Annotated in this window: 11 protein-coding genes; 3 read left to right on the top strand and 8 right to left on the bottom strand. The window is 43.7% G+C overall.

Features of this window, described 5'->3' with window-relative positions:
- Positions 1–181: 181 nt before the first annotated feature.
- The 7 genes from AAHJ11_RS19605 to AAHJ11_RS19575 form a co-directional block, all read right to left on the bottom strand.
- The gene (locus AAHJ11_RS19605; RefSeq protein ID WP_320974930.1) at positions 182–1,069 is read right to left on the bottom strand and encodes a carbohydrate kinase; all 888 of its coding nucleotides are present in this window, start codon (positions 1,067–1,069) and stop codon (positions 182–184) included.
- 35 nt (positions 1,070–1,104) lie between these two features.
- Positions 1,105–2,274, bottom strand: a complete 1,170-nt coding sequence (locus tag AAHJ11_RS19600; RefSeq protein WP_074556869.1) for an MFS transporter — start codon at positions 2,272–2,274, stop codon at positions 1,105–1,107.
- A gap of 296 nt (positions 2,275–2,570) precedes the next feature.
- Complete coding sequence (locus AAHJ11_RS19595) at positions 2,571–4,406, bottom strand: DUF4980 domain-containing protein (RefSeq protein WP_008651883.1); 1,836 nt, start codon at positions 4,404–4,406, stop codon at positions 2,571–2,573.
- A 100-nt stretch (positions 4,407–4,506) separates the two neighbouring features.
- On the bottom strand, positions 4,507–6,075 hold the full coding sequence (locus AAHJ11_RS19590) for a glycoside hydrolase domain-containing protein (RefSeq protein ID WP_320979314.1): 1,569 nt from the start codon (positions 6,073–6,075) through the stop codon (positions 4,507–4,509).
- 17 nt (positions 6,076–6,092) lie between these two features.
- On the bottom strand, positions 6,093–7,481 hold the full coding sequence (locus tag AAHJ11_RS19585) for a DUF4960 domain-containing protein (protein WP_320974928.1): 1,389 nt from the start codon (positions 7,479–7,481) through the stop codon (positions 6,093–6,095).
- Positions 7,482–7,507: 26 nt separating this feature from the next.
- Complete coding sequence (locus tag AAHJ11_RS19580) at positions 7,508–9,220, bottom strand: RagB/SusD family nutrient uptake outer membrane protein (RefSeq protein WP_008651889.1); 1,713 nt, start codon at positions 9,218–9,220, stop codon at positions 7,508–7,510.
- 27 nt (positions 9,221–9,247) lie between these two features.
- Positions 9,248–12,361: a SusC/RagA family TonB-linked outer membrane protein gene (locus AAHJ11_RS19575; RefSeq protein ID WP_195649706.1), complete on the bottom strand. Its 3,114-nt coding sequence runs from the start codon at positions 12,359–12,361 to the stop codon at positions 9,248–9,250.
- A gap of 317 nt (positions 12,362–12,678) precedes the next feature.
- Between AAHJ11_RS19575 and AAHJ11_RS19570 the strand changes: the two genes are divergently transcribed.
- Positions 12,679–13,551: an aldose 1-epimerase family protein gene (locus tag AAHJ11_RS19570; protein ID WP_148364653.1), complete on the top strand. Its 873-nt coding sequence runs from the start codon at positions 12,679–12,681 to the stop codon at positions 13,549–13,551.
- A gap of 189 nt (positions 13,552–13,740) precedes the next feature.
- Here AAHJ11_RS19570 and AAHJ11_RS19565 read toward each other — a convergent pair whose 3' ends face one another.
- Positions 13,741–15,621 carry a DUF4980 domain-containing protein gene (locus AAHJ11_RS19565; protein WP_008774815.1) on the bottom strand — a complete coding sequence of 627 codons (1,881 nt, stop codon included), beginning with the start codon at positions 15,619–15,621 and terminating at the stop codon, positions 13,741–13,743.
- A 599-nt stretch (positions 15,622–16,220) separates the two neighbouring features.
- Between AAHJ11_RS19565 and AAHJ11_RS19560 the strand changes: the two genes are divergently transcribed.
- The gene (locus AAHJ11_RS19560) at positions 16,221–19,463 is read left to right on the top strand and encodes a glycoside hydrolase family 2 protein (protein ID WP_148364652.1); all 3,243 of its coding nucleotides are present in this window, start codon (positions 16,221–16,223) and stop codon (positions 19,461–19,463) included.
- Positions 19,464–19,508: 45 nt separating this feature from the next.
- Entirely contained in the window at positions 19,509–21,770 is a 2,262-nt protein-coding gene (locus tag AAHJ11_RS19555) for a GH92 family glycosyl hydrolase (RefSeq protein WP_298044747.1), read from the top strand.
- The last annotated feature ends 69 nt before the right edge of the window (positions 21,771–21,839 follow it).

Genomic DNA, 21,839 nt, shown 5'->3' with positions numbered 1-21,839 from the left:
AAAGTTGACAGAAGTCCGTATCTTTGCAATGTGTTTTTCATAGTATTAGATTTAAGGTTAACAAAGGTTGGAGCAAGGCGTTGCTCCTTTTTTTATGCCTGTATCTTTCGTACGTACAAAAAACAAGAGGTACACCCCCACGAAATGAAATATACCTCTATGCTTACTATCAATAAAAGAATTACATCAGTCTATCTTTCAAAACCTGCGGAAGTTCGGGCATCGCACCGCTCTGTGTGCAGACATAAGCAGAAACCTCGACAGCCAGTTTATGCGCTTCGGGCACCGGTTTTCCATTGAGAATGGAAGCACAGAAAGCAGCCGTAAAAGAATCGCCTGCACCCACTGTGTCGGCAACCGGTACTTTGGGCGTCTCCTGGAAAGAGACAACGCCCGGAGTGAACACATAGCTGCCATTGATTCCACAAGTGAGAATCAGCATCTTCAGGTTGTATTTTGCCAACAGAATCCAGCATTTATCCTGCAAGTCGATACCGGGATAACCAAACATACGGCTGATAGTCACCAGTTCTTCGTCGTTTATCTTCAGGACGTTGCAGCGGCGGAACGATTCACGCAATACCTCTTTAGAGTAGAAATCCTGGCGGAGATTGATATCAAATATCTTGAGCTGTCCATCTATATCGGGCATCGTATCCAGAAAGCGATTGATAGTGGCACGGCTCACGTCATTACGTTGAGCCAGCGAACCGAAGCAAACAGCACGTGTGCTCAAGGCCAGACGTTTCAAATCATCCGTAAAGGGAATGTTATCCCACGCCACGCCCTCTTTGATTTCGTAACAAGGCACGCCCTCGTCATCGAGCGTCACCTGCACCGTACCGGTAGGATAGTCTACCTGTTCAATCTGCATCTTCAACTTCTTCTCGTTGAATACTTTCAGAATTTCTTCTCCCAGTTCATCCCTGCCTACGGCACTCACTACACGACTGTCAAAACCAAACTGTGATACATGATAGGCAAAGTTTGCCGGAGCACCACCGATTTTCTTTCCTTCGGGCAACACATCCCAAAGTGCTTCGCCCATTCCTACAATTATATTATTCATGATATACAGGTTTTATTGTTTCCAAAGTTATAAAATTATTTTCTGATACGGAACGTATAATACAAAAGATAAAGCACGCCCACCGTCATTACGGCGATAGCACCATTCTGTCCCATGGAAGTATCCGAAGCCACTCCCATTGCCAACGGAAACACCGTCCCGCCGAAAAGTCCCATAATCATCAAGCCGGAAACTTCGTTTTTCTTACCCGGCAGATAAAGCAATGCCTGCGAGAAGATGACGGAAAATACATTGGAGTTGCCGAAACCAATCAAAGCGATGCAAGCATAGATAATTGCCTTTTCATGGAAGATAAACAAACCGATCATGGCAATCAACATCATCACCACACTAATGCCGAAGAAAGATTTCGGAGACATCTTACGCAAGATGAAAGAACCCAGAAAGCAACCTGCCGTACGGAAAATAAAATAAAGACTGGTTGCAAAAGCAGCATCATCCAATCCCATGCCGATGCGCTCCATCAAAATCTTCGGGGCGGTAGTATTCGTACCTACGTCAATGCCGACATGACACATGATGCCAATGAAACAAAGCAGAATAAACGGTTTGCCAAGCAGGGCGATACATTGTCCGAAAGTAGACGGTTTGCCCTCTTCTTTTTCCTCTTCAATCTGTGTGACATTGAGCAGAAGAATAGCAATGACAGCTACAATCATATAAATAGGGAACAGGATGCGCCAGCCTAGATCGAAAGTCGGAATGGCCTGTGTCGCTCCCCACATGGCGATGTAAGGTGCCAGAAAAGAAGCAATGGCCTTCACAAACTGGCCGAAAGTCAGACTACTCGCCAGGCGGTCGCCACGCACGATATTGGAAAGTAACGGATTCAGAGAAGTCTGCATCAACGCATTTCCAATGCCCAGGAGGGAGAAGGAAATCAGCATCAGCATATAGCTGTCGCCGAAAACGGGTAGCAACAGAGAAGCGAAAGTCACAATCAAACTAAGCAATACGGTTTTCTTCTGACCAATGCGGCTCATCAGCATGCCGGTGGGTACGGAGAAAATCAGGAACCAGAAGAATACCAGTGATGGAAAGATATTCGCCTGTGAGTCCGACAGACCAAGATCTGCCTTTACGTAATTGGAGGCAATGCCTACCAGGTCAACGAATCCCATGGCGAAGAAGCAAAGCATCACCGGGATTAGTTTGGAGAGGGAAGAGTTTTTACTGTTTTCCATTATTTTATCTTTTATATGATGAATTCTGTTTCCATAGGGCGGAGCACATAACCCTATGGCAATGTATGCATCAGTCCTTTATATAGTTGATGTATCTCCCGTTCCTTGTTACTTTAAAGCTACGGTCTTGTTGGGTTACCACGGCCGTGACGAACTAACAGAACCGTGGCTTTGAAGAAAGTGTCTCCGCACTTTAGTAGAACTCTTCCACTAGGACAGACGTACTCTTCCATAAGGAAAGAAGTATTCTACTCTAAAGAAACGAGAAAAGAGCGCATAGAGTAAGAAGAATGAGCTTATTTCTTCAACTTATAGATCACAAACGATTCTACTTTATACGCTCCTCCTTTACTGTAAAAGTCGATATGAGTGTAAGGTTCCGACGGGAATACCTGATTAGTCATCACAAAACGTCCGCCATCACCAAAGGCTTCCACACTGGATTTATCGACAAAGAGACGGAGTTTCAATTCGTCTTTTCCACTTTCAATGGTCGTCCAGGTCAACATTGGGAAGTTCTCATTGAAACCTACATCTCCGCTCTTGCGGCGGTCCATCGAGAATTTCTTTTCTTTCATGTCATATTGCATATCCACTTCTTCGCCTTTGTCATTGTAGAGACGGAAGCCGATTACATCCGCATGTTGATTTTCGATAGTCAGTTCTATTTCGTATGCCCCCTCATTGCCGGCAATCATGTCTTTGATGGTACGTGTTCCGTTCACTTTAAACGAGCGTTTCTTGGAGATGTCACGCAGTTTCAGCAGTTCGGGAGAAGGAGCAGACTGAAGATAAGTCTCGCCATCTACGGTGAACAGGCTCAAATCGCGAGGAACAGAGTTCGGGCTACGGTATTGAGAGGTAGGAACATCGTTTGCATATTGCCAGTTGCTCATCCATGCGATAGCGATGCGACGGTTGTCGGGAGCATCACTCCAAGTTACAGTGGCATAATGGTCTTTTCCCCAGTCCATCCATTTGGTTTTGGAGGGTGATTCGTTTACAAATTCTTTTCCGTTGAACGTTCCGACAAAGTATTGAGTGGCCGAGTCACCGAAAGGACCGTCGCCCAAGCTGCAAAGTAATACCCATTTCTTTTCATTCGTTCCCTCTACCGGAAGTTCGAACAAGTCGGGACACTCCCAAACGTTTCCGTGAGCACCCTGTCCTTTGCCGAAGCTACTTTCGAATGTCCAGTCTTTCAGGTTGGGAGAAGAGAAGAATTGCATCTCCTGCCCTACTGCCAATGTCATAATCCAGCGTTGAGTGCCTTCATACCAGAAGACTTTCGGGTCGCGGAAGTCGCGTGCTTCGGATACTAGTACGGGATTGTTTTCATATTTAGTAAAAGAGCGTCCGTTGTCGGTGCTGTAAGCGATACTCTGCACTTGGCGGTCGCCATTTTGGGTATAAATAGCGATGATGGCGCCAGCACCGAAGCCAGCAGTGTTTTTGGAATCTACCACAGCCGAACCACTGAAGATGGTTCCGAATGCATCCGGCGCAATGGCTACGGGACGATGTTCCCAGTTGATGAGGTCTTTGCTGATGGCATGTCCCCAGTTCATATTGCCCCATTTGGAACCGTATGGGTTGTATTGATAGAACAGGTGGTATTCTCCGTCTTTATATACCATTCCGTTGGGGTCGTTCATCCATCCGTAGAGAGGTGAGAAGTGGTAGGTGGGACGGAACTTTTCTCGATTACTGGTGTCGAACGTGTCGGACAACTTCATTTCCTTGCAACAAGCCGTGTTATCCGGTGAAAGGTTGACACGAATCGGATCGTTCGAATTCATTTTAAACTTGAAAGAGATTTGTTTGCCGGAATAAGCCGAAAGGTCTACCGGGACAAAGTAATCGACTTTATGGATGGCCAGGCGGACATCAAAGTTATCCACTTCCTTATTATCGACAATCATGCGGATACGCACGTCGGGAGATGCATCTTCTACGGGCAACAACAGATATTTCTGATTAGTGTTGACACGTACAAGGCAATGTCCTTCTCCTAAATCTTTTATTAATAGAGGAGAGTTATCCGCGCGAGCAGATAGGGAGATATTCATCACAATCATGCAAAGTAAAACCGCGAAGGTTTGAATTTGTTTGGAAGAGAGTTTTAAATTCATGCTTTATGGTATTAAGGTTGTTACAGTGCAAAGATAGGCGCTCCGGAATGAAGCGCCTGTCACTTTTGTTTCAAACACTGTAAAAGATGTTACTTTTCTATTAATATGTGCTCACCTGAATGTTTGATACGGTGATTTCACCTTTATAACAGCAGAGTGACCATGGATTCTTCTGCATCTGGTAGATACGGTTTGTGAAAGATAACTGGTCGTTGATGTAAGTCACACAAACCGACTGGTCACTGTAAATTGTCACACGGTATTCGTTATCGGCCGGGATGTTGAATTTGTTATCAAACAGATATTTGGCATCATCGCCGTCTTTCTCGAAGTTAGCTTTGCCTTCATCAGCGTTGACATGGATACTGTACCATGATTTGGAGTCCGTTCCACGAACGAAAGAGATTCCAAAACGATCTGTATTCGAGGATGCCTTTACGGTAAAGGAAATCTTGTTATGTACTTTCAGTCGGTTGAAAATGACAGAAGCACCTTCGGCCAACGTATATGTCTTACCGCTTTCTGTTACATTTCCTTCTTTAGCCATTACTTTCACTTCTTGGGCAGAAGTGTATTTACGGTCGATTGCATCGGGAACTCCGAGCGTCAACGTACCGTCTTCGTGCTGAATCAAGCGTTGTGCCACCAGATTGCCTGCCCATTCGGGTTCTACCTCACCTACGTTTCCGTTATCATTGCCGGCACGTGTGGGACACCAGCCCCAGATGTAACGGTTCGTTCCGTCGGAAGCGGTCTTGCCTGCGTAGAATGCACGACTGTCCAGCATACCTTCGCGACTGTCCGGCCATATTCCGGCGTCATTGGCAGTAGTTGCCTTTAACTCTTCCAGCGTTCTGCCTTTGAAGTATTGCACTTTGCGCATAAAAGAAGCCTGTTCGGAGTAAATCAAATACCACCAGTCTCCCATCTTGAATACGTCCGGACATTCGTAGAAACGATCCCACATCATGGTCATAAATGTTCTGGCAGATTCCCACTCTTTCAAGTCGGTAGAGGTAAATTCGGCAATGTGCCCTTTTCCGTTTTTACGGGTAGCGATCAACATGTGATAAACACCGTCTTCGGTCTGAAACAGGAACGGGTCGCGGAAGTCATTCTTATCATAGCCGTAAGTATCTCCTTTCAGGTAAAAAGTACGGTTTTTAGTCCATGTTTTGAAGTCAGGCGAAGTAGCTACCATCACGACTTGTGCATTCTGGTCGGAAGAGGGTTTGAACTTATTGCCGGTATAGAATGTGTAATAGAGTTTATCAGCCGGATTGTAGATTGTACCTCCTGTACCGATTGCCGCATCCTGTTCATCGCGGGCTCCGCAGGGAATCAGTTCGCCAAGGGATTCATAAGTGGCACCGTCTTTGGTTGCCACCCCGAAAATGGGGTGGTAAGTAGCTTCAGGGTTCGGACGGTAATCTTGCAGATACATCACTTTAAAATCCTTGGCAACCGGATCATAAAATGGCATCGGGTCACCGATAAAGCCTACCTGCGGTTTGTAATACATGGAGAAGCCATGTTCGTCGGTCGATTGGAAATAAGTGGCTGTACCATCCCAGTCTTTCTGGGTCAATACGGGATCCATCTCATCACTGCAGGCGGTCATTGAGGCCAACAGCGTGGTTAATGCTATATGTAAGATCATATTTTTCATAATTATCGCTTATTCTTTTATTTACATAAGTAGTTGATTGCATTCAGAGTCATTTGCTCTACGTTGTAGTGGTAGTAGTCGGCAGAAGCGTCTACTCCTTTACCATACCAGTCGTAACAACCGGAACCGATGCAGATCGTACGTCCACTATTGGAGCGCGGCTCGAATTCGGCAATGACTACCGCACCATCACCTCCACGTGCCAGATCGATTCCTCCTGTCAAGTTGCGCCATTCGTTCAAGTCGGCATAACCTCCCCAGTCTGTTCCGATATGCCATTGTGCTGTACTATTAGTCATCGCATAACCAGCCTCACAGGTATATACTGTTGATTTGTCTCCATCTTTCCATCTTAAATCCTGGAACAACGGATGAGATTCATTGCCGGTAATCGGGAAGCTCCAGGGATTAGGCACTATTTCGGGTGAGTCTTCATTTCCTCCCCAACAGTTGTTTGGTATGCGCCCGTCTTTTGCAATGCCAAGGTTGGCGATATAGAAAGTAGCATAGCGGGTCAGCAACAGGTTACCACCGTTTTGGTAGTAGACTTTAAACTTCTCTACGGCTGCTTTTGCATCATCCGGTAAAGGAAGATTTTCATTAGCATTGTCTCCATGGAAGTGCCACCAGATTGCAGTATATTTACCTAAATCAACTTTTCCATCTACTATATCTTTGAACGAGATATATTCGGACATTGATATATTATCCATCATCCATTGGGCAGCGGCTTTTTCTTCAGGACTTGTCAGCTGGCTCACGGAAGAAGCTGTACCGACAAAGGCAGTCGGAATCACATTTCCTTGAGTGACTGTCACTACATAAGGAGTAACTGCCGAACGGTAAGTTGCCGTATAGGTAACAGGATTTGTAAAGTCCTGGATACTTCCGGATGCCGGAGTCACAGTGGCTCCATCTGATACGGCAAATGTAGCTTTCAACTGGGTGATGTCCACCGTCAGCGGCACAACCACAGATATCGTTTTGGATAACTGGTCTATTTTACCCACATAAGTATCATTCAGCTTGAAGGTCAGAATCTTCGCCTCATCTCTCTTCACGGTAATCGTGTAGCTCATTTGTACATCACCATTCTTCACTGTCAAAGATACGGGAAGAGAAAAGTCGATGGTCTCACCGATAGCGATGCTGGCCGTGGCTCCTTCGGAAAGATTCATTTCTGTAACTGCCATCCGGGTTACGTCATAATCGTAAGGAACTCCTACTACGATTGTTTTATTCTGATAATCGATCGTCCCCGCATATGCATCCAGCTTGATAGCGTTCACCCATACGTCTCCGTCCAGACGAAGATTGGACTTGAAGTCATCACTACATCCCGTGGCTGTCAGGCATGCTACAGTCACCAACAGGATTGTATAAAGTTGTTTTATGATTGATTTCATGTTATTCTTTGTTTTAAGATTGATGGTTACCAACCGAAATTCTGTGTATAATTTCCGTTACTAGCACTGATCTGTTCGAATGGAACAGGGAGGTATTCGTTCTTATTTTCTGTGAAACCTGCATTCTTGTAGACAGAGCAACGGGATGCTTCGGTTACATAATAAGCATTGATGACGTCTTTGGCTTCTCCCCATCTTACGAGGTCGAAGAAACGTGAGCTTTCCATTCCGAACTCTACACGACGTTCCCATTTCAGCATTTTCATTGCTTCGTCCTGTGCATAGGCTTTCAGTTCATAAGGGGTTACTTTGAAGTTTACTCCGTACTCTTCTTTGTAATTGAAAATCAGCATGGTACTTCCGGCTGCACGGCTGCGTACATCATTGATAAGTGAGATAGCGTCAGCGATACGTCCATCGTTCAACTGTATCAAGGCTTCGGCACGCATCAGCAATACGTCTGCATAACGGATGACAATATGGTTCAGAGAACTTGCCCAATAAGAACCTTTCTTCAAACAGTCACAATCCGGGTCTACATTCTCTTTGAGAGAAACATAATATCCGTAAAGTCCCTTGCTACGGCTCCAGTCATCATTCTTCTGAATCATGTAGCCTTCGTTGTATTTATAAGGGAAGCCCGGCATACCTACCGTGTGGAATAAACGGGGGTCTACATTGTCTGACGTAACCTCGTAGTTCTCATTATCATAAGTGCTGAACAGCGGTTTTCCCTGCGAATCAGTTTTGAAAGCATTCACCAGATTCTGGCTCGGCTTGTGGAAATCACAGCAACCGAGTATCTGCGGAGTTGTCAATCCCATTCCCCAGTTCAGGTTACCGTTGTAGGTTCCGTCGTTGATAGAATACTGAATGGCCCATACAGATTCTGAACCATTTTCGTATTGCGGCAGGAAGTTCATGCTATAATCAGTTTCCAGTCCGTAACCGGCTTTGGCCATGATAAGGGGATCGGTATATTTCACCACCTGTTTCAAGTCTTCTTCGTTGATGCCGGTAAGGTTGTTGTTCACTCCGTCTTGACGGTAAGCCTTATACAGGTAGGTCTTTGCCAGATAAGCGGCAGCGGCAGCCTGGGTAGGACGTCCTTTTTCCATTTGTATCTCCGGCAGATTGTCGTAAGCAAACTGGAAGTCATCTGCTATCTTTTGCCATTGTTCATTATTGGTATAAGTGGTATTCGAAAGCTCGTTGTAAGCATCCGGGTCCATGTTTTCATCGTTCACGATAACGATCTTCTTGAACAGTTGCTTCAACATAAAGTGAGCATGACCGCGCAGGAATCTCATTTCAGCAATGCGCTGATTCTTCAGCGGATAAGTTTTTTCATCCATCAGGTCGAGTGACTGTAAGGCTGTGTTGGCACGAGTGATGCATTGATACAGTCTTTTCCATATATCGTTGATGTTCCAGTCTGTAGTGTTGATACCTTTGGAAATCTCCAGTGCGTTGAACACACCACCGTCTTCTGTTCCGGAACCACCTTTATAACAATCGTCGGAACGTACATCATAATTCCAAAGAGAGAAAGAAGAGTTGATATCGTCACCTGTCGCCCAAATGGCGTAGGCTGAAATCACGAGGTTGTCCACGTATTCGGGAGAAGCGATCTGATCTCCGGTCACAATGCCCTGCGGAACCTGACGATCCAAGAAATCGTCACAACTGCTTGTCAGCAAGGTAAATCCGATGGTTGCTATATATAATATCTTTTTCATAATCGTTCGTTTTATAAATGAGGTGAATTAAAATCCGATGTTAAGTCCGAATGTGATATTCACAGGGATCGGATAAGAGAAGTTCGGATTCTCCGGATCTTCTCCTGTAAAGTCCTTACTTTTGATAGTCAGCAGGTTTTGTGCACTGCAATAGAAACGCAAGCGTTCCATTCTCAACTTCTTGGAGATGACTGCCGGAACTGTATATCCTAATTGGATATTGCGCAGTTTCAGGAAAGAACCGTTTTCTACAAAATAAGTGGAGACGCGCTGTTCATTGTTTGTATCGCTACGAGTCAATGCCGGGATATTGGAATTCGGATTGGTAGGCGACCAGGCATTGAGCAAACGGGTTCCTTTGTTCAGGAAGCCGACATTGGCTGCACTCCAGAAATCGCTTTTCTTCTTCACGTCACTAATAATATCCACTCCCTGCACGCCTTGCCAGAACATAGTCAGATCGAAGTTCTTATATTCCAGATAGATATTCAAGCCGTAGCTGAAAGAAGGAGTAGGATCGTAAATCCATTCCTGGTCTTTTTCATCAATCACACCGTTGTGGTCGATATCACGATAGCGAATACGGCCGACAGCTGCTCCTTCCTGGGTAGCATGATTGTCAACTTCTTCCTGTGATTTGAAAATACCATCGGCAATGTAACCCACTTGTGCATTGTAAGTATGTCCGACTACACTCTTTACTCCATTACCACCAAACTTTCCATTAGCAGCCACCGTCTCCGGTAATTCAAGAATTTCATTCCGGTAGGTGGAGATGTTTCCGTTCAGGTCGTAAGTCAGTCCGAAAGCAGTCTTGTTACGATAACCCAGATTGAATTCAAAGCCTTGGTTTTTCATCGCACCCGAATTAATCCAACGGCTGCCACCTTCTCCCAATACTCCTACACCGGCCATTTCGGTCAGGATGTCGGTTGTTTTCTTATAATAGTATTCCAATGAACCATAGAGGGATTGTTTGAACAGGCTGAAGTCGATACCGACATTGGTCTGTGTGGTTGTCTCCCACTTGATATTATCATTTCCGATCTGGTTACGTTTGAATCCGGAAGGTAGAGTGCTGCCTCCATTGGAACCGGTAATATCGTATGCCGTACCGTAGCTCTGACCTCCGAAGGAATCTGTTGTACCATAGTTAGGCGCGTAAATCGTGTAACGGGCAAGGTTGGAGATTTCCTGATTACCGGTCTGTCCCCATGAAGCACGCAGTTTCAAATCGTCCAGCCAAGTCAACTCTTTCATAAAGTTTTCCTGCGTGATGCGCCATCCCAAAGATACGGAAGGGAAAGTGGCGTAACGATGATTTTTACCGAAGCGGGAAGAACCGTCACGACGAATAGTCAATGAAAGCAGATATCTGTCAGCATAAGAATAGTTCATTTTACCAAAGAAAGAGACAAGTGAATAACCTTCACCGGCACCGTAAGCCTGTGCCGTACCACTACCTGCATCGGGCCACATATAATCCGGGGTAAGGATAGAGAAGTCTTCTTTATATCCGGAGAAATGGCTATCATCTTCACGGTTCAACTCCATACCTGCCATCACGTCTCCACGATGTTTGCCTATCTCCAACTGATAAGTGGCAATGGCATTCCACATCCATTTGGTCCAGTGTTCCTGTTTGGCTTCTACTGCGCTCTTGCCGTTGTTGGTCTGTGTTCCTTCCTGATAAGGATAAGTGAAGTAACGGGCTTGTTTGTTAGCATAGTCCAGACCGAAAGTAGACCGTACATTCAATCCTTTGAAAAGGCTTAGATTCACATAAGCATCACCGAACATACGCCAGTACGTGTATCGATTGTCTTTATTGTATTCGAGTACGGCACGAGGATTACGACGGTCCGGCCATCCTCCTACCGGTCCTCCCCATGAACCATCCGAAGCATAAACGGGAATGGCGGAAGGAATATCCAAAGCAGTTTCGATAATTCCGCCAGGAGCTTGCACTTCCGAAGTACGGTTTAATGTGAAATGCTGACCGATAGTCAATATATCATCAATTAATTTATAATCGCTGTTCATACGGGCCGAGAAACGGTCGAAGTCCGTATCTTTAATAACGCCCAAGTTTTTATAGTAGCCCAATGAGAAGAAGGAAGAACCTTTTTCCGAACCGTTGCTGACAGACAGATTGTATTGCTGGATAACACCTGTACGGGTGATTTCATCAAACCAGTCAGTATCTGCCACAGGCATCGTATTCTTCGAATCCAGATATTTGGAAAGACTCATACCATATAATACCGGATTTCCATCGGCGTTATATCCCCAGTTGTAGTTATATCCCAAGGCATTACCATTCGGATTCTCGCCATCGTTTACATAGGCCTGCCACATGGCACGTCCGTACTGTTCCGTATTGAGCACATCCATCTTGCTTTGGTACATGGAAGCAGAAACCGAAGCATCAAAGTTTACTTTGATCTGTCCTTTTTTGCCTTGTTTGGTAGTAATGATGATAACACCATTTGCAGCACGAGAACCATAGATAGAGGCCGAAGCTGCATCTTTCAGCACTTGAATGGATTCAATATCATTGCCATTCAATTCGTGCATACCAGCTTTGGTAGGAACACCGTCGATGATATAAAGCGGGTCGTTGTTGTTCAACGTACCAATACCACGAATACGTACGGTAGCCGATCCGCTCGGATTACCATCAGCAGTAATGTTCATGCCGGGAACACGTCCTTGAAGGGCTTTTACCGGATTATTTTCACCTTGTTTCTGGATTTCATCTACTTTTACTACGGAAACAGCACCGGTCAAGTCTGCTTTTCGCTGGGTAGTATAGCCTGTTACGACCACTTCATCTACCATTTGAGTGTCTTCTTCCAATAGTACATTAACGATTGTAGCCGATTTTACGGTCACCGGTTTATAACCAATATACGTAATCTTTAAAGTAGAGTTAGCCGGAACCGAAAGGGTGAAATTACCATCTAAATCAGTAATTGTTCCATTAGTAGTAGCTGAAGCTTCAACAACAGAGGCACCGATGACCGGCTGTCCATCCGTTTTAGAAGTAACGTTTCCCTTCACCGTTATGTTTTGTCCCCAAAGGACTGACATGAAAGTAAACAGGAAACAAACGCTGCAAAGAAGTTTTTTGTTCTTCATAATACTAAGCATTAGTTTGATGTTATTAAATTAAAAGTACGAATTTTATCTTTATCGATAATGCAAATTACGGTTGATTTACGTCAATCGACTGAAAAAAATGTTTCAAAGGCTGTAACATTTGTTGCATAGAACGCTATTTTATAGGGTTTTATACATTATTTTTCTCATCACAAGAATTATGGAGAAGATATTCTCTTGTCAGTGGGAAAATATTACCTTTGCGTAGTGATATAAGCTTTTAAAAAGTAGTTATAATTAAAACGATTAATAAAAAAAGTCAGTTACCGATTGTAACCAACTGAAAATTGAACGATATGAAAACAATCTCCAACGAACAACTTACCATTCAAGTATCTCCGCATGGAGCGGAACTTTGCAGCATCTTCGCCAATGGAAAAGAATACCTGTGGCAAGCGGATCCTGCTTTTTGGAAACGTCACTCTCCTGTCCTATTCCCTATTGTCGGAAGCGTATGGGAAAATGAATATCGCAATGAAGGGATTCCTTATACACTTACCCAACATGGATTTGCCCGCGACATGGAATTTACGCTTGTTTCCGAAAAAGAAAATGAAGTACATTACCGCCTTATCAGCAATGAAGAGACTTTGCAAAAATATCCGTTTCCATTCTGTCTGGAAATAGGTTATCGCATTCAAGGAAAACAAATTGAGGTGATATGGAAAGTAAAGAATACCGGCGACAAAGAAATGTATTTTCAGATTGGGGCACATCCTGCTTTCTACTGGCCGGAGTTTGATGCGAACAGTTTAGAAAGAGGGTTCTTCGGATTCGACAGGAAAGATGGTTTGAAGTATATTCTTATTTCTGAAAAGGGATGCGCTGATCCTTCTGTTGAGTATTCCTTAGAGTTGGCAGACGGATTGTTACCATTGGATACTCATACTTTTGATAAAGATGCTTTGATCTTGGAAAACGGCCAGGTTCGCAAAGTCACCTTATTTAATAAGGAGAAACGGGCTTATTTAAGTTTACACTTCAATGCTCCGGTAGTCGGCCTTTGGTCGCCACCTGCAAAGAATGCTCCTTTTGTCTGCATCGAGCCTTGGTATGGACGTTGCGACCGCGCACATTATACAGGGGAATATAAAGATAAAGACTGGATACAGCACCTGCAACCGGATGAGATATTCCAAGGGGGATATACAATTGAAATCGAAGAATAATCGACAATAGCCAACAAGACCCAGCAAATAAAAAGTAGCTGCCGGATTTCACATCTGACAGCTACCAACACCTAATTCTAATCTACAAAACCTAACTTATAAATCTAACCTATGAACCTTTAAGCAACTAATACCCATTGCTCTTACTGAATCTATGAAAATATCTATTGTGTAAACCTCTACCTTATATTATAAACCTAATCGATACGCATTGAATGAATCAACATTGAACGTTCCTCCTTTACTATAAAAACACATACGGTTGTATGGTTCCGATGGAAAAACCAGATTCGTCATTGCTATTTTTCCTCCATTCAGGAATATTTCTACAGAACACTTATCAATAAAGATATCCAAAGCGTATTTATTTTCTTTTTTTATCGGCGCCCAGGTAGCTAATGCGAAATCATCGATATAATTGATCGAAGTCGTCTTTCTACGGTCATGAGCTTCTATTTCATGAGGGACGCTATTCTTTCCGAAATCTACGATACCACTTTTCGTCCGGTCCATTACCAGTCTTTTTTCAGGAAGATTGAAATAGATATCTACCTTTTCACCTTTATCATTAAAGAGACTGAAGCCCATAATCTCCGCTTTGCCGGTAGTAATCTCCAATGCTAATTCATAAGCTCCGTTATTATCAGTCAGTAGAGAATCAATATGATAATCATTGGATACGGTGAAAGAAGGAATCTCCTTGTTTTCTTTCCGCAAAGTTTTCGTCTCTGCCACCGGAGCCGCTGAAAGATAAAGCTCACCGTCTTGTGTATAAAGTCCCAACTCACGCGGTAAAGCATTGGCACTACGAAATTGCTTTGTCGGAACAATATTGCAATATTGCCAGTTACTCATCCAAGGTATGGCAACCGTCCGATCACTTGTGTTCGAAAAACAGACCGTAGCATAATGATCCTTTCCCCAATCCAGCCATTTCGTGACATTTGGCTGATTGTCACAAATAAATTTCGTTCCGTCAAAGTTTCCTGTAAAGTACTGGGTTGCACTCCCTCCGAAATAGCATCCCGGATTCACGTTTACTATCAACGCCCATTTCTTCCGATTTATGTCTCCATCTATCGGAAGTTCCACCATATCCGGACATTCAAACTGACAAGGTTGCACTCCGTACCCTTCTCCGAAACTGCTCATATAATTCCAGTCTTTCAGATTCTTCGAGTCATAAAAACGCATTTCCTTATCGGCAGAAACAATCATAACCCACTTATCTTCCGGTTCATACCGGAAAACTTTCGGATCGCGGAAATCTTTCAAACCGTCAGAAGGACAAAGGATGGGATTCTTCTCGTATTTAGTAAATGTCCGTCCGTTATCTTTGCTAAAAGCAAGACATTGGATCTGCCCGTTTTTGTCACTGGCAGAAGTATAAAAAGCCAGAATACTCCCCGCTCCATAGCCAGCCACATTCTCCTTATCAACAACAGAACTGCCGGAAAAGATATGTCCCAATGTATCACGGGCAATAGCCGGAGGCAAGTGTTCCCAATGCACAAGATCTCTGCTGACGGAATGTCCCCAATGCATATTTCCCCATTTGGAACCGTAAGGGTTGTATTGAAAGTACAAATGATATTCTCCATCTTTATAGACCAACCCGTTGGCATCATTCATCCAACCATACAGAGGAGTATGGTGATAAACTGGACGAAACTTATCTGTATTGGCTGTATCAAATGTATCAGATAGTTTGATTTCTTTCCAGCAAAGTGCATCCTTTGATTTATTACGCACACGTACGGTAGCAGTCTTTGCTCCGGCAGGTAAGGCAAGCGGAACAAAATAGTCCACTTTTGTCTGTGCCAGACGAATATCCATATCGGTATCTGTAGCCTCTCCTGTATCCAGAAGAACCTGACTTTCCATTGCTTCCTCTTCTATAGGAAGCAATATATAATTAGCCGGATAGGTGATGTGAATGACAGTCAGGCTATCACCTTTCTGTTCCAAAGTCAACTTGCTTTTAGTTGTATGGCAATAAGTCAGTCCGTAAGAGACTGCTAATGCAAGTGCCGCACCTTTACATAGTTTTATCCAAGGGGTTGTTTTCATGGCAACAAAGTATTCCTGATTTACACAAGCTTTTAATCAAAATAGATGAAGGCAAAGATAGGGGGTATATTCACCTTCGTCTATAAACTTTGTTTCAAAGGGTATCAATTTTGATACATCACCTTACTATTTTTCTACCAGAATTCAAAACAATCAATATTCATAGGACCGAGTATATGAATTTTCATCATATGAATACCGACTGATAATTGTATGTTTGATACTATAAAATCATCATAAACAGTCCAGTTCCCTGTAGTTGTGACAATGGTCCAACTGTATCCCTCCATCAAAAGAAAGGGCGAACTTTCCATCTTCTTCCACTGTCGTACAAACTTTGACTATAGGGATTCTTATCAATCACCTGAAAAATAAGCTGTCAAGCGTAAAACAAAATCATCCTTATTCATAATATTATCCAAGCCTACAAAAGATGATTAAAAGTCTTTTTTCTCCTTTACTTAAAGGAAAAACAAATATTTTTATGCAATTAATCACTTTTTAATCCCAGATTAAGCCATTTCATTCCTCCTTTTTAATACTTTTCCTTTTACTTTGCCGTTAACTAATAATATCAGAAAAACTATTAATGTACAAATATGAAAAAAAATCTAATCCTATTGTGCAGTTTGCTGGCAAGTTTTACCTTACAGCCCGTACAGACAAATGCACAAACGGCGACTAACAGTCAAAAATTACTCTATCCCTATCCTTTCGCTCCCAGTGAAGGTTTGGTGAATAAAACCGAGAAAGAGCATCGCCAAGAAATTTGTTTAAATGGCTATTGGGATTTCCAACCCATTGCTTTACCGAAAGACTATAAACAAGGTAAAGGAGCAGCTCCCGAATTACCACTCCCGAAAGATGGTAGTAACTGGAGTAAGACACGCATCAAAATACCTTCTCCATGGAATATCAACGCTTTTGGTTATCGTGATCTCGAAGGTCCCGACCACCGTAACTATCCGTCTTATCCGAAAGAATGGGAACAAGTGAAAATGGCATGGATGAAAAAAAATATAACAATTCCTTCCAACTGGACAGGCCGGCAAATCAAACTTTACTTTGAAGCCGTCGCAGGATATTCAGAAGTCTATGTCAATAAGGAAAAAATAGGTGAAAATTTCGATTTATTTCTGCCATTTAGCTTCGACATCACGGATAAAGTCACTCCCGGTGAAACAATAGAGGTGCTTGTAGGCGTGCGCAGCCAATCCTTATTTGAAGATAATTCAACTATCGGCCGCCGTATTATCCCAGGAGGCTCTATGTGGGGATATCACATCAACGGTATCTGGCAAGATGTATATCTGTTAGCTTTACCCCAAATACATATAGAAGATGTATATGTGAAACCATTGGTTGCCAAGAATACATTAGAAATCGAAGTAACCATACAAAACAAAACCAACCGGAAAGCTGACATACAACTGCAAGGCAATGTCAGAGAATGGATAAATTACGCCGGAACGGACATAAACTCCGCTCCCGTTCCCGCATGGACACTGGGTACGGAAGCATTACAGGTCGCACCACGCAAAGTTTCAATTGCAGCTAATGCATCACAGATAATAACACTGCAAGTACCTGTCAATGAGAATATACTACAATATTGGACTCCCGAACAACCGAATCTGTATGCCTTGTTACTTTCTATCAAGGACAAGAAACAAACTATCGACACGAAATACGAACGTTTTGGTTGGCGTGAATGGACATTACAGGGAACCACACAATACCTCAATGGCAAACCTTATGCTCTACACGGAGACTCCTGGCACTTCATGGGTATCCCGCAAATGACACGCCGCTACGCATGGGCATGGTTTACCGCTATTAAAGGCATGAACGGCAACGCAGTTCGTCCGCACGCACAGGTTTATCCTCGTTTTTATATGGATATGGCGGATGAAATGGGAATCTGCGTACTGAATGAGACCGCTAACTGGGCTAGCGACGGCGGTCCGAAACTAGATTCAGATCACTTCTGGGAAGCATCGAAAGAACATTTAAAGCGTTTCGTCCTGCGTGACCGCAATCATGCATCCGTTTTCGGTTGGAGTATCAGCAATGAAAATAAACCTGTTATCCTGCATGTATATAACCGTCCCGAATTAATCCCCGCCCAACAAAAAGCATGGAAAGAATGGCGTGACATTGTACGTCTGTACGACCCTACCCGTCCTTGGATTTCATCTGACGGTGAAGACGACGGTAATGGTATATTACCCGTGACCGTAGGACATTACGGAGACATCAACTCCATGAAAAACTGGATTAATATCGGAAAGCCTTGGGGAATCGGTGAACACAGTATGGCATATTACGGCACACCTGAGCAAGTATCCAAATATAACGGAGAACGTGCCTACGAATCACAAGAAGGACGTATGGAAGGGTTAGCTAACGAATGTTACAACCTAATAGCCAACCAACGCCGGATGGGGGCTTCATACAGTACGGTTTTCAATATGGCATGGTATGCGTTGAAACCACTCCCACTCGGTAAAAAAGACATTACCAAAGCACCTGATGTTAGAGAAGATGGTGTATTTTTCGGTGAGTACAAAGAGGGGATTCCGGGTGTACAACCAGAACGTGTGGGACCTTATTGCACTACATTCAATCCTGGCTATGATCCCACCTTGCCACTCTATCAAGAATGGCCGATGTATAGTGCCTTACGTGCTGCCAATGCTCCGGGCGCACCAGCATGGTCTCCTTATGCCATCATCGACAAAGAGCAATATAAAGCTCACAAAACTACCAATCCGGACAAAAATTATAAGGAGGTAGTATTTATCGGCAATCCAGAAAGCAAAGTAAAACACCTGTTAAATGCACAAGGAGTAGCATTCGCTTCTAAAATCACCACTCCCTCCTCACTGCTTTACATCATAGATGGCAGCCAAGTGTTAGATGACACTACCCAAAAGGAAATACAGAAACAACTCGCCAAAGGTGCAGATTTATGGATTTGGGGAATTACACCGGAAACAGTAGGCAGATACAATGATATTCTACCACTTCCTGTCGCACTGGAACCACTGAAACGTTCCTCTTTCCTACCTGTGCAGAAAGCATGGATGCAAGGACTTAACAATTCTGATTTCTATTTCTGCGAACTTCAAAAAGCGGATGCTTCCAATTATTCATTAAAAGGCACATTCGTAGAAGAAGGGGATATCTTGTTGAACGCTTGTAAGACTGACTGGCGCAAATGGAACAAGCGTCCGGAGGAAATCAAAACTGCCGGAACAATCCGCAGTGAATACGAATGTACGTCCGCTACTCCGGTATTTGTTAAATACCAGCAAGGTGCTTCCTCCTTTTATTTAAGTACATTGACCGAATTCGCCAATTCAGAAAAAGGATACAACACATTAAGTATGATCTTAAAAAATGCAGGAATAAGCTATCAGAAGCCAGAAACCAATATTAATGAAGTATTCTTCCTGCGTGATGAACAGATAAACTTCCCCGTAGCAACCAAAGAAAAATTCGTAAAGAAAGATAACGGATGGACACTGGAATTCTACGTATTCAGCCCGCGCCCTCTGGATGACCTGCTGATAGAGCCTAATATGCCAAAACTCTCTCTGATGTTAAAAGCAAAAACTCGTGAATTATTCATTAATGACACCCCCTATACAAGCATATCTCACGACGGACGTAACGAGGTAATCTATAAAGAAATCCCTCTATTGCAAGGATGGAATAAACTGGTTATTAAAATAGGAGACGGGGACCGGAATGATTTCAGCGGTTTCTTTAAATGCGATAACAAGAAGGATTTTCTTCCGACTTTGAAAGCTGCCTTCACAAACCCGGAAGCCAGATAAAATGAAGATAAAAGAGGATTAAAAACGATTAAAAATAAAAGTACCATGAGAATCTTACATTTCTTTGCTACGATCACAGTTGCTGCAATGTTAAGCGGATGTAATAGAGAGCAATCACAAACCACTAACCGGACACCGGTCGACTATGTCAATCCATACATAGGGAATATCAGCCATCTGCTAATTCCCACGTTTCCGACCATTCAATTACCAAACAGTATGCTTCGTGTCTATCCCGAACGTGCGGATTATACCACCGAATTGTTAAACGGCCTGCCGTTGATTGTCACCAATCACCGGGAACGTTCCGCGTTCAACCTTAGTCCTTATCAGGGAAAAGAGCTTCGTCCGATCATAACCTACAACTACGATAACGAACATATCACGCCTTACTCGTATCAAGTAGACCTGAACGACAACAGCATGAAAGCAGAATATGCCCTTTCCCATCAGTCGGCTCTCTACCGGATCACATTTGAGGCAGACAAACCTGCCTATATCATTATAAACTCCCGTAATGGTTCGATTCATGTAGGCGAAAACTTTATCAGCGGCCATCAGCAATTAAGTGCCAACACCAATGTGTACGTATATATCGAACCACAGGAAAAACCGGTAAGCACTGGCATCTTAAAAGACGGAGTCATCGAAGCCAGCAAAGACAATGCGGAAGGCATCAATGCTTGTGCAGCATGGCGTTTTGCCGATGGTACAACAACAGTCAGTCTTCGTTACGGCATATCTTTCATCAGTGAAGAACAAGCAGAAAAGAATATGCGTAATGAACTGAAAGACTACAATATAAAAAACCTGGCAAAAGCAGGACGCCAAATCTGGAACGAAACTCTAGGACGTATCAAAGTGGAAGGAGGAACAGAAGATGACAAGACTGTATTATACTCTTCATTCTACCGTACTTTCGAGCGCCCTATCTGCATGAGTGAAGCCGGTGGCCGTTACTTTAGTGCTTTTGACGGCAAGGTACATGATGACAACGGTACGCCTTTCTATAACGATGACTGGATTTGGGACACATACCGTGCGGCACATCCACTTCGTATATTGATCGACACCAAAAAAGAAGAAGACATCATTGCTTCTTTCCTGTTAATGGCGGAACAGATGGGAACAATGTGGATGCCTACCTTCCCTGAAGTTACAGGTGACTCACGCCGCATGAACTCCAATCATGCCGTTGCCACCATAGCCGACGCTCTGGCTAAAGGACTGAACATAAATGCGGTGAAAGCCTATGAAGCGTGCCGGAAAGGAATGGAAGAAAAAACTCTTGCGCCCTGGTCGGGAGCCGCTGCCGGATGGTTGGACAACTTCTACCGCGAAAACGGATATATCCCCGCCCTTCGCCCGGATGAAAAGGAAACAGATCCGAATGTACACCCTTTCGAAAAGCGTCAACCTGTCGCTGTCACATTAGGAACCAGCTACGACCAATGGTGTCTTTCTCGTATCGCAGAATTATTGGGTAAGAAAGACGAAGCCGCCCACTATCTGCAATGCTCCTACAACTATCGGAATATCTTCAATAAAGAGACCGGTTTCTTCCACCCGAAAGATAAGGAAGGCAAGTGGATTACACCGTTCGATTACCGTTATTCCGGTGGTATGGGCGCCCGCGAATATTATGGAGAGAACAATGGTTGGGTTTACCGTTGGGATGTACCTCACAATGTGGCCGACCTCATCAACCTAATGGGAGGAAAAGAGCAGTTCATCTCCAATCTCGACCGTACTTTCAGTGAACCGCTGGGACGCAGTAAATATGAATTCTATTCAAAACTACCTGACCACACGGGTAATGTCGGGCAGTTTTCTATGGCAAATGAGCCATCATTACACATACCTTATCTCTACAATTATGCAGGTCAACCCTGGAAAACGCAGAAGCGTATCCGTCAGATGCTGAAAACATGGTTCCGTAATGACCTCATGGGAATACCTGGGGACGAAGATGGCGGAGGTATGACTTCATTTGTTGTTTTCTCTTCATTGGGTTTTTATCCTGTCACTCCGGGCTTACCAATCTACAATATCGGAAGTCCACTTTTCACAAATACAAAAATAATACTCAGCAACGGTTCCGTATTTGAAATCGAAGCCCAGAATGCTTCCGACGAAAATAAGTACATCCAATCGGCTACACTGAACGGTCAAAAATGGGAAAAACCCTGGTTCAGCCATGACGATTTGAAAAACGGAGGTAAATTAGTACTGACAATGGGCAATAAACCTAATAAAGCATGGGGCAGCGAAGACAATGCCGTTCCTCCTTCAGCAGAAGCCAAATAAGTACTGCCCGATTTATATGAAGATGTCGCAAAATAGAATTTTCATTTCCTACATTCTATTTTGGGACAT

Source organism: Bacteroides sp. 90-K9/2 (genome assembly GCF_047310725.1).
GTDB classification, from domain to species: Bacteria; Bacteroidota; Bacteroidia; order Bacteroidales; family Bacteroidaceae; genus Bacteroides; species Bacteroides vicugnae.
This window is presented reverse-complemented; position numbering and strand designations above follow the sequence as displayed.